Annotated in this window: 3 protein-coding genes; 1 reads left to right on the top strand and 2 read right to left on the bottom strand. The window is 46.0% G+C overall.

The window, feature by feature from the left end; translation table 11 throughout:
* Window positions 1-86 precede the first annotated feature (86 nt).
* The gene (locus tag BJP34_RS49010) at window positions 87-215 is read right to left on the bottom strand and encodes a hypothetical protein (protein WP_267876595.1); all 129 of its coding nucleotides are present in this window, start codon (window positions 213-215) and stop codon (window positions 87-89) included.
* A 323-nt stretch (window positions 216-538) separates the two neighbouring features.
* The gene (locus BJP34_RS17430) at window positions 539-1,828 is read right to left on the bottom strand and encodes a glucose-1-phosphate adenylyltransferase (RefSeq protein ID WP_070393438.1); all 1,290 of its coding nucleotides are present in this window, start codon (window positions 1,826-1,828) and stop codon (window positions 539-541) included.
* Between the two features lie 444 nt (window positions 1,829-2,272).
* Here BJP34_RS17430 and BJP34_RS17425 point away from each other — a divergent pair, with 444 nt between their 5' ends.
* The gene (locus BJP34_RS17425; RefSeq protein ID WP_070393437.1) at window positions 2,273-12,379 is read left to right on the top strand and encodes a Calx-beta domain-containing protein; all 10,107 of its coding nucleotides are present in this window, start codon (window positions 2,273-2,275) and stop codon (window positions 12,377-12,379) included.
* Window positions 12,380-12,418 lie beyond the last annotated feature (39 nt).

The following is a 12,418-nucleotide window of genomic DNA, read 5'->3' as shown; positions in this document are numbered from 1 at the left end:
GGGTAAGTTATTGCCCTTGGATTATGGTTTATCTACCTCAACGCCAGGGTAACAAAGGTTTCAAGTAAACTTAGTTCGGTTGTTCCTCACTGCTGCGATCGCAATTTCCGTACATGGTAATACTCTGTTAAGAATGTTTTGAGCGGTTTTGGCAAGGTCTTACGGAGATCTTGCACCAAGTTGAAAATCGACCTATGAAGGTAGGCAATAGGCATGCTAGCAATAGGCAACAGTGATAATATTTGACTGTTTCTGTAATGAAATTGATTGTTATCCGTTAGGCTATTTAGTATTTCTGTACTGGTGCAAGATCTGAGTCAATGGTAGCAAGGTCTGAGGGTAATGGTTAATGGTTTTAGTACTTAATACCTAGCCTAAGCATCTCTAAGCCCTAATCCTTAGGCTAAGCCTGTCTAAAGTAAGCGTGTAAGGGCTGACGGCTGACCGCTAAAGGCTGAATGCGCACGCGTGCGCGTAGCGCATATGCTTACAGCGTGCCTAATTTTGATGTGGATTAGCTTACCCTTTCCACCCCATACTAAATCACGGCTCCATGGGGAATTACGGCATTTTTGATCACTACAACAATGCCATTACGAATATAAAATCCCTCACTTTCGCAGTTGGCTTCTTCCACACGATCCTTGTTGAAGATTTTGACATTGTTACCGATACAAGCATTTTTATCGATAATTGCACGACGAATAACGGTATCCTTACCAATCCCTAAAGTCACTTGGCCTTGTTCTTGGGCTGAGAGACGTTCTGTTAAAGATTGATAGTAGTCAGCCCCCATAATTAAACTGTCCTCGATAACTGTTCCAGCTTCCACTCGCGATCGCAATCCCAATACCGAGTTATTAATGCGGCAGTCTTTGAGAATACACCCTTCTCCAATAATTGACTCTGTTACCCGACAGTCTAAAAGCTTTGAGGGCGGTAGATAACGAGCCCTGGTGTAAATCGGAGCATCTTCCTGATAAAAGCTAAAGGATGGCTTAGGTTGACGAGTCAGGGATAAATTAGCATTGTAGAATGCCTCAATGGTGCCAATATCTTGCCAATAATCATTAAATAAATAAGCTTGAATGTTATACTTCTGCATCGAGGCTGGGATAACTTCGTGACCAAAGTCTGTGTGCTCAGAATTAGCTTCGAGGAGTTCTTTCATCACTGCTTTACTAAACACATAAATTCCCATAGAAGCAATGTAAGGACTATTTCTGGCTTGTTCTGGCGTAAGTCCAAGCACAGTAGTATCCACTTGCATTTGTTTAAGCAATTCCCCTGTAGGTTTCTCGCGAAAATCAATCACCTTACCCCGATCATCAATTTGCATCAAGCCAAAGCTAGATGCTCGTTTCTCATCAATAGGCACAACCGATAGAGTAATATCCGCTCCAGTGTCCCGGTGACGTTGGACAAATAAGCGATAGTCCATCCGGTAGAGGTGGTCTCCGGATAAAATTATGTATTCATCAACATCCCAGCCATCAAATAGCCAGAGATACTGACGAACTGCATCTGCTGTTCCCTGAAACCAGCTTGGGTTTTCCGCAGTTTTTTGGGCTGGTAAAATTTCAACAAACCCTTCTGAGAAGCCAGAGAAATTATAGGCACGGGTAATGTGGCGATTGAGAGATGCTGAGTTAAATTGGGTTAATACATAGATTTTGTAAATCTCAGAATTAATGCAGTTACTGACAGGAATATCGATCAAGCGGTATTTGCCTGCCACTGACACTGCTGGTTTAGCCCGGGGCTTGGTTAAGGGATATAAGCGGCTTCCTGCGCCACCACCAAGAATGATTCCTAAAACTTTTTTCACAAAACACCTCTGAAACGCTCATGCCTGAACAACTCCAGTCTCTGACGGGTGTGGGGCAGTTTTCAAGGGGGGTAAGCCAGTAATTTATTATAAACGCAAAGTTTTCGAGAAGTCTATGTAAAATCCCTAGTTAGCGCCACAGTCAATTCGGTACTTTCCCGGTGAACAGTAGTAGGTCAAGGGGAAGACAATAAAATCGCTGGGTCAAATTAATTGGGGAAAGGTGTTAAGACAAATTGAAACCCGGTCGGGGATTTGTATTGCCAGAGGATGGATAACTCAGATCGACACCTATACCAGTGGGTGTCGGAAATCCCTTTAGCCAATTCCTATAGACCCAAACCCATTGACCCAAACCCGAAGCGAATTCTGATGCAGCTATCCCTAATTAGCAATTGGTACTAGCTATCGCTATAGATAACTAACTAAACATTTTGAATCACTATGGCAAACGTTATTCTCTCACAGACAACTATCCAGCTTACTGAAGGTATTGCTCAACCGCCGACATACACTATTTCCTTAGACCCCCCACCAACTCAACCCGTCACCGTTACCCTCAGAACAACTGATGGGCAGAGTCAAATCAATGTGGATGATCAGGGGTTCAGCAACGAACACACCGTCGTATTCAGTGGCAACTTAGAAAAAACTGTTACAGTGCAGGTTAATGATGATGGCATTGCTGAAGGTGTTCACCCAGGCACCATCACTCACACTGTTACAGCCACAGAGGACGAAGAGAACTATCCTCTAAATACCGAACTTACTCCTGTCAGCCTTGACATTACCGATAATGACCCAGGGCTATATATCCAAGGCACGCCTACACCCATTGAAGGGGGTGAAAATGGTACCTATGAATTTGGATTGAGTACCGCGCCGGATGGAAACGTAACAGTCGAAATCGAAACTACCGATGGTCAGAGTGAATTTAGTTTAGATGGGGGCAAAACCTTTGTCTCTTCCGTAGAAAAAACCTTTACCCCAACTGACTTCACCACCGAAATCACCGTGCAGGGGATTGAGGACAACATTCTAGAAGGTCAGCACAGCAGCACCATCACCCACACCATTACTCAGTCCCAGGCAACACAAGGACAATATTCTCAAGGTCAAAATAGACAGGTCTTTCCCACGATTACTGACAACAACCCAGATCTGCTCACCTTCGATAACCAAACCTTGTCTCTTGAAGAGGGTCAAGAAGATGGTACGTACACGATTAAAGCAGACGGGCTTGATGGAGACATAACAGTCACCATCAAAGCCAATGGATCGAGTCTAATCAAGGTAGAAGATGACCAAGAATTTGCTTCCGAGCAAATGATAACCCTCAACAGCACCACATTTGAAAAAACTATCACGGTGCAGGCTGCTGAAGACTCAGATGTCACCGGACCTCAAACAGTCAGCATTAGCCACGAAATTACTAATTCAAACAGTCTAAACTTTCCACTTGGTAAGGTTGGGGATGTTACTGTTAATATTGCTGACAATGATCCTGGGGTAATCATCACTCAACCTACTGGTCAGATTTTAGAAGGTGAGGAAAATGAATACACCATTGCATTAAGCACCAATCCTAATGGACCGGTAACAATCACCCTTGAGTCTGATGACGATAGTGACATCAAATTGCCGGATGGGAGTGGGTTTGTAGAGCAGGGAACTATCACACTTAGCGATACTACACCCCAAACCATTAAGGTACAGGCTACAGGAAATGACGACTCATCAGAAGGGACTCCTCACGAAAGTACAATCACCCACACAATCACTGATACAGACGATACCGACAACTATCCTGAAAACACAACAATAGATAACGCTACGATTCAGATTATTGATGATAGCTCCAGCCTTTTCGATTTTGGTACTGCCTCATCTGTTGAAGAGGGTAATGACGGTAACTACACACTTCGATTAACAGAGTCTCCTGGTGGAGATGTAATAGTTACTATTCAGGCTGATGACCAGAGTCTGATCAGTATTGACGGAGGTAGCACATTTGCCGCAAGCCAAGAGGTTAGATTCAGTGACACAGGCGCAAAAACTATCACCGTCAAGCCTATAGATGACTCAACCGTTGAAGGAGCTCACACCAGCACCATCACCCACACCATTACTGACGCTCCGGACGGCTCAGATTATAAAGTAAACAGTAAGGCTGGAGATGTCATTGTCACTATTACTGACAATGACCCAGGTCTGATCATCACTCCAGCAACCGAGCCCACTGAGGAAGGTGGAGACTTGACAACCTATCAAGTTGCCTTAAGTACCACCCCCACTAGCGACGTAACAGTTACTATCACCACAGATGGGGAAAGTGAACTTGCTCTGAGTGATGACAACTTAAACTTTGGCACTAGTCGAAATATTCTACTTAGTGACACTACACCAACCACTGTCACGGTGCGAGGTACAGAAGACGACAAGGTAGAAGGTCTTCACACCAGTACCCTCAGACACGAAACCACCGATTCTAGGGATCCGAAATACCCTGAAGGAGAAGAAGAGTTTACTACTATCGACATTAAAGATGGTACCCCTGGAGTCATTATCTCTAATAAGTCTTTGTCTGTCTCAGAGGGTCAAGAGGGGACTTACACCATTAGTTTAACCACCGAGCCTACCCAAGATGTAACAGTTACCATTACAGCGGATGAGCAAGGTCTGATCAGTGTGGATGGTGAAGAGTTTGCATCACAGCAGGTGATTACCCTCAACCAAAGCACACTGGAAAAAGAAATCAAGGTGCAGGCGGTAGATGATCAGCCGCCGGAAGGAATTCACAGCAGCATCATTACCCACAGCATTGCTTCAGCGGATACAAACTATTCCAATGAGAACACACCCATTGAGGATGTCACTGCCACCATTACTGATAATGATATCGGAGTAGTTATTATCGGTACTCCTCAGGTCACTGAAGGCAGTACTGATACCTACGAAATTGGTTTAAGCACTCAGCCTACTGGAAATGTCAAAGTTACTATCACAGCTGATGATGAGACTGAAATCAGTATTGATGGTACTAGCTTTGCTCCCACCCAAGATGTTACATTCAGTGACCTCACCCTTCAAACCATTACCGTGCGGGGTAAGGATGATAGTGAATTTAGGAGTCTTCGGGACAGCACTATCAAACACGCGATTAGTGAATCCCAAGACATCACAAACTATCCTCTGGATCTGGAAATTCCAGATGTTACAGCAGAGATTACTGATGATGAGCCTGGAGTAGTCATCATCAGTAATCTCGATCTCACTGAAGGGGATATGGGGACTTACGAAATTGGTTTAAACACTCCTCCTTTGGGGGGTGGTTCAGTAGAAGTCACTATCACCGCTGATCCACAAACTAGAATCAGCACAGACGGTACAAACTTTGCTTCTAGCCTTCCGATCCAGCTCAGGGGAACTACACGGCAAACTATCACAGTCCAGCTTGTTGATGACACCGCTGTGGAAGGCGACCACAGCAGCACTATCAGCCATGAAATTACTGGTTCAAGTGATACCACCAATTATCCTCTAGACCAGGAGATTGAGGATGTTACTATCGACATTACTGACAATGACCCTGGACTAATCTTTGATGGTGCGATCGCAATCACAGAAGGCGGTGAAGAAGGTACTTACAAAGTTGCTTTAAATACTGTGCCTACTGGAGAGGTGACCGTTACTCTAACCGCTGATGATGATAGTGAGATAAAGGTAGGTGAAGGGGAGTTTGCCAAAGAGCAAGTCATTACATTCAACCCAGAAGAACTCGAAGAGCCCGGGGACAAACTCGAAAAAGAAATTACTGTACAAGCCGTTGATGACGATCTAGTTGAAGGAACTCACACCAGCACTATCAGCCACGCAGTGACTGAAAGCGGAGATACCACTAACTATCCTATAGGAACTAGCGGCTCCTTTAGTGCCACAATCACAGATAATAATCCTGGAATTGTTTTCAGTGAGACCACCTTGTCTGCTGAGGAAGGTCAAGAAGATACTTATACAATTGGCTTAAGCACTGTGCCTACTAGTGACGTAACAGTCACTATCAAAGCCGATGACCAGAGTCTAATCAAAGTGGGTGACGGGGAGTTTGCCCCTGAGCAAGAGATTATCCTCAACGCTGAAACCCTGGAAAAAGAAATTACAGTACAGGGGTTAGATGATGATCAGGTCGAAGGTGATCACGCTAGCAAAATTAGCCATGAAATTGCTTCCGAAGACCCAGACTATGACCTGGGCGAGCTAGCAGAAGAGGTCACTGTCGATATTACTGATAATGACTCTGGGCTAATCTTCAGCCAGGCAATCACTATCACTGAAAACAATGGTTCAGGCACTTACACAGTTTCTTTGAATACTCCTCCCACCGGAGCAGTACAGATTACTATCCAAGCTGATGACCAGAGTACAATTAGTCTTGATGGCACCAACTTTAACTCTCAGCAAATCATTAGCCTTAACCCAGAAAAACTCGAAGAAACCATTACGGTACGAGCAGCTCAGGATGCTCTGGTAGAAGGCGTTCACACTAGCACCATCAGTCACACAGTTACCAGTAGCGACGATCTTGAGAACTATCCTCTTGGAGAAGGGCCATCATATACTGCCAATATTATAGACGATGACCCTGGAATTGTTTTCATCGATGGTCCTGTGTCTGTCCAAGAGGGTCAAGAGGGAATCTACACAGTTGCTTTAAGTACCCGACCCACTGGGGATGTAACAGTTAAGCTGACTGCTGATGACCAGAGTGAAATCAAGGTAGATGGTGAAGAGTTTGCTTCTGAGCAAGTTATTACTCTCAACGCTGAGACTCTGGAAAAAGAAATCACGGTGCAGCCGGTAGATGATGACCAGCTTGAAGGGGATCACAGCAGTAAAATCAGCTACGAAGTTACAGCTTCCGAGGATGAAAACTATACTGTTGGCTTAGATGGAGAACTCACTACCAATATTACCGACCCTGCTCAAGTGGTTATCACCCCGATTTCCCCTCTGGAAGAGGGAGAGCTTGGGGAGTATACCATTGCTCTAAACACTGTTCCAGCTGGAGTAGTAGAGATTACTATTACTGCGGATGATGACAACAGTGAAATCAGTCTGGATGGGGTTACCTTCTCTAAGGAAGTGAAAGTAACCCTAGAAAATACTACTGCCGAAACCATTAAGGTACAGGCGGTGGATGACGATTTACCCGAAGGTGAGCAGAGCAGTACCATCAGCTATGCCATTACCAGCAGTGGGGATTTAGACAAATATCCATTGGATCTCGAGATCCCATCCAGCCAGATCACCATTACTGATAATGACGCAGTTGTTCCTGGTCAAGTTGAGATTAGCGAGATTTCCGCTCCTGTGGAAGAAGGAGAGGTTGCAGAGTTTACCATTAATCTCGACACTGTTCCAGCCGGGGCAGTAGAGATCAAGATTACTGCCGATGAGGACAGTGAAATCAGTCTCGATGGGGAGACCTTCGAGACTGAACTGATGGTCAGCCTCACCGATACTAGCCAGGAAACCATTAAGGTCAAGGCAGTGGATGACACTCTGGTCGAAGGTGACCATAGCAGCACCATCAGCTACGAGATTACCAGCACTGGGGATTCCGAGAAATATCCCTTGACTCTCAATATCGAATCCACCGAGATCACCATTACTGATAATGAACCAGTAATCCCTGGTCAAGTTGAGATTAGCGAGATTTCCGCTCCTGTGGAAGAAGCAGAGGTTGCAGAGTTTACCATTAATCTCGACACTGTTCCAGCCGGGGCAGTAGAGATCAAGATTACTGCCGATGAGGACAGTGAAATCAGTCTCGATGGGGAGAGCTTCGACACGGAATTGATGGTCAGCCTCACCGATACTAGCCAGGAAACCATTAAGGTCAAGGCAGTGGATGACACTCTGGTCGAAGGTGACCATAGCAGCACCATCAGCTACGAGATTACCAGCACTGGGGATTCCGAGAAATATCCCTTGACTCTCAATATCGAATCCACCGAGATCACCATTACTGATAATGAACCAGTAATCCCTGGTCAAGTTGAGATTAGCGAGATTTCCGCTCCTGTGGAAGAAGCAGAGGTTGCAGAGTTTACCATTAATCTCGACACTGTTCCAGCCGGGGCAGTAGAGATCAAGATTACTGCCGATGAGGACAGTGAAATCAGTCTCGATGGGGAGAGCTTCGACACGGAATTGATGGTCAGCCTCACCGATACTAGCCAGGAAACCATTAAGGTCAAGGCAGTGGATGACACTCTGGTCGAAGGTGACCATAGCAGCACCATCAGCTACGAGATTACCAGCACTGGGGATTCCGAGAAATATCCCTTGACTCTCAATATCGAATCCACCGAGATCACCATTACTGATAATGAACCAGTAATCCCTGGTCAAGTTGAGATTAGCGAGATTTCCGCTCCTGTGGAAGAAGCAGAGGTTGCAGAGTTTACCATTAATCTCGACACTGTTCCAGCCGGGGCAGTAGAGATCAAGATTACTGCCGATGAGGACAGTGAAATCAGTCTCGATGGGGAGAGCTTCGACACGGAATTGATGGTCAGCCTCACCGATACTAGCCAGGAAACCATTAAGGTCAAGGCAGTGGATGACACTCTGGTCGAAGGTGACCATAGCAGCACCATCAGCTACGAGATTACCAGCACTGGGGATTCCGAGAAATATCCCTTGACTCTCAATATCGAATCCACCGAGATCACCATTACTGATAATGAACCAGTAATCCCTGGTCAAGTTGAGATTAGCGAGATTTCCGCTCCTGTGGAAGAAGCAGAGGTTGCAGAGTTTACCATTAATCTCGACACTGTTCCAGCCGGGGCAGTAGAGATCAAGATTACTGCCGATGAGGACAGTGAAATCAGTCTCGATGGGGAGAGCTTCGACACGGAATTGATGGTCAGCCTCACCGATACTAGCCAGGAAACCATTAAGGTCAAGGCAGTGGATGACACTCTGGTCGAAGGTGACCATAGCAGCACCATCAGCTACGAGATTACCAGCACTGGGGATTCCGAGAAATATCCCTTGACTCTCAATATCGAATCCACCGAGATCACCATTACTGATAATGAACCAGTAATCCCTGGTCAAGTTGAGATTAGCGAGATTTCCGCTCCTGTGGAAGAAGCAGAGGTTGCAGAGTTTACCATTAATCTCGACACTGTTCCAGCCGGGGCAGTAGAGATCAAGATTACTGCCGATGAGGACAGTGAAATCAGTCTCGATGGGGAGAGCTTCGACACGGAATTGATGGTCAGCCTCACCGATACTAGCCAGGAAACCATTAAGGTCAAGGCAGTGGATGACACTCTGGTCGAAGGTGACCATAGCAGCACCATCAGCTACGAGATTACCAGCACTGGGGATTCCGAGAAATATCCCTTGACTCTCAATATCGAATCCACCGAGATCACCATTACTGATAATGAACCAGTAATCCCTGGTCAAGTTGAGATTAGCGAGATTTCCGCTCCTGTGGAAGAAGCAGAGGTTGCAGAGTTTACCATTAATCTCGACACTGTTCCAGCCGGGGCAGTAGAGATCAAGATTACTGCCGATGAGGACAGTGAAATCAGTCTCGATGGGGAGAGCTTCGACACGGAATTGATGGTCAGCCTCACCGATACTAGCCAGGAAACCATTAAGGTCAAGGCAGTGGATGACACTCTGGTCGAAGGTGACCATAGCAGCACCATCAGCTACGAGATTACCAGCACTGGGGATTCCGAGAAATATCCCTTGACTCTCAATATCGAATCCACCGAGATCACCATTACTGATAATGAACCAGTAATCCCTGGTCAAGTTGAGATTAGCGAGATTTCCGCTCCTGTGGAAGAGGGAGAGGTTGCAGAGTTTACCATTAATCTCGACACTGTTCCAGCCGGGGCAGTAGAGATCAAGATTACTGCCGATGAGGACAGTGAAATCAGTCTCGATGGGGAGACCTTCGAGACTGAACTGATGGTCAGCCTCACCGATACTAGCCAGGAAACCATTAAGGTCAAGGCAGTGGATGACACTCTGGTCGAAGGTGACCATAGCAGCACCATCAGCTACGAGATTACCAGCACTGGGGATTCCGAGAAATATCCCTTGACTCTCAATATCGAATCCACCGAGATCACCATTACTGATAATGAACCAGTAATCCCTGGTCAAGTTGAGATTAGCGAGATTTCCGCTCCTGTGGAAGAGGGAGAGGTTGCAGAGTTTACCATTAATCTCGACACTGTTCCAGCCGGGGCAGTAGAGATCAAGATTACTGCCGATGATGACAGTGAAATCAGTCTCGATGGGGAAACCTTTGACACGGATTTGATGGTCAGCCTCAGCAATACCAGCCAACAAACCATTAAGGTCAAGGCAGTGGATGACGATGTACCGGAAGGTGACCACAGCAGCACAATCAGCTACGAGATTACCAACACTGAGGATTCCGAGAGATATCCATTGGATCTCGAGATCCCATCCACCGAGATCCAGATTACTGATAATGATGCAGATGCTGCTGGTCAAGTTCTGATCAGCGAGATTTCTGGTCTCACGGAAGGGGGAGAGCCTGGCACTTATACCATTGCTCTTGACACTGTTCCAGCCGGACCAGTAGAAATCAAGATTATGGCGGATGAGGACAGTGAAATCAGTCTCGATGGGCAGAGCTTCGAGAACGAAGTGATGGTGAGCCTGAGCGATCTCACCCCCAAAACCATTACGGTAATGGCGGTGGATGACAATTTCCTCGAAGGTGACCATAATACCACGATCAGTTATACCATTACCAACACCGGGGATGAGGTCAAATATCCTGATACTCTCAATATCCCATCTACAGAGATTACCATCACTGATAATGAGAGTGTTACCACAACCCCAGAGATTATTATCAGTGAGAGCCCGATACTATTTGAGGGTGGTACTGGTATCTACACTGTTGCGTTAACTAAGACTCCCACCGGTGAAGTAGAAATTACTATCAAAGCTGATGATCAAACTGAAATCAGTTTAGATGGAACTACCTTTGCTTCAGAGCAAGTGCTTACCTTCAATGAGGCAAAACTTCAAACTATCACAGTGCGAGGGCTGGATGATCAAGAGGTTGAAGGGGATCACGAAAGTACCATCAGCCACGAGATTACCAAATCCGAGGACAGTGTAAACTATCCCCTGGGGGATGTTGGGTTAGTCACTGCTAGTATTTTTGATAATGACATCCCCATTGTCACGATCACTGCTAGTGACCTTGAGGCAGCGGAAAAAGACCAAGACCCAGGCAGTATCACCATCACTCGTTCTGGAGACACGAGTGAAGAACTCACTGTCAGTTACATGACCTTTGGTAGCACTGCTACCGCAGATGACTACAGTGAAACCCTCAATGGGTCAGTCACTATTGCCGCTGGTGAGTCCTCCGTTGAGCTGAAAATTACTCCAGAAATCGACTCCCGAATCGATGAAGGTGATGAAACTGTTAACCTGGTCTTAAACACCAGCGAAGATTATAACTTAGTTGGCAAAACCTTTGCTCAGATTACCATTGCTGATGACATCTCGTCAGTTCCTGACAAAAGTACCAGGTTTGTCTGGCGTAATCCACTGACAGGAAATAATATCCTGTGGAAGATAGATGATACTCACCAGGTAAATACAGTTAGCCTTCCTGCGGAAACCGATCTCAATTTGGAAATCCAAGGTACTGGAGACTTTGATGGCGACGGTGAAATGGATGATGTATTCTGGCTTAACAAAGTAACCGGAGCGATTCAATACTGGCAAGGGCAAGGTGAAGAGATCAAGGAAATGGTGCTTGATGCCGGTGAGGTCAACCCCTTGGAATGGGAACTCACAGAGTTTGCTGACTTTAACGGTGATCTCAAAGATGATATTCTCGCCTACAAGCCAGATACTGGAGAGCTTGCTATCTTGACAATAGATGCTGACAAGCTGGTAAATCAGGGGATCATTGAACGGGATGGTCAGGCTTTACTGATCACCCAAGACACTGGATGGCAAATCGAGGGTTCGGGGAACTTCAGTGGTGGGGATCAACATCAGATTCTCTGGCGCAACCAGAATACTGGACAGGTAGGCATATGGCAGATAGATGGCAACGAACTAGTCGATGCTGCAGTGGTCACACGAGACGATGAGCCTGTACTAGCTCCATCATCAACTGGATGGCAAATCGAAGGTGTGGCGGACTTCACCGACGATGGCCAAGAGCAGATTCTGTGGTACCACTCGGAGACTGGACAGATTGCCACATGGCAGATGTCTGATAAGAAACTAGTCAAAGGTGACATCATCACACGGGATGGTGAGCCTTTAGGAATACTAAGCTCAACTGGATGGAGTATTCAGGGTGTTGCAGACGTAGATAATGACGGCAAATATGATATCGTCTGGAACAACAGTAATACTATTGCTTTTTGGCACTTGAATGGCTCTGAATTAAGGGATGCAATGGTCATTGACCAGCCACCCGAGGCTGGCTTCAACCCCAACCTTATCTAAGCTATACTCCACAGGGTCATAACTTGAGCTGATTGAACA

It is taken from the genome of Moorena producens PAL-8-15-08-1 (assembly GCF_001767235.1).
GTDB classification, from domain to species: Bacteria; Cyanobacteriota; Cyanobacteriia; order Cyanobacteriales; family Coleofasciculaceae; genus Moorena; species Moorena producens_A.
This window is presented reverse-complemented; position numbering and strand designations above follow the sequence as displayed.

Bases quoted from the DNA above. Each gene is read 5' to 3' on its own strand.
- BJP34_RS17425 (WP_070393437.1), top strand. From the start codon at position 2,273: ATGGCAAACGTTATTCTCTCACAGACAACTATCCAGCTTACTGAAGGT.
- BJP34_RS49010 (WP_267876595.1), bottom strand. From the start codon at position 215: ATGCCTATTGCCTACCTTCATAGGTCGATTTTCAACTTGGTGCAAGAT.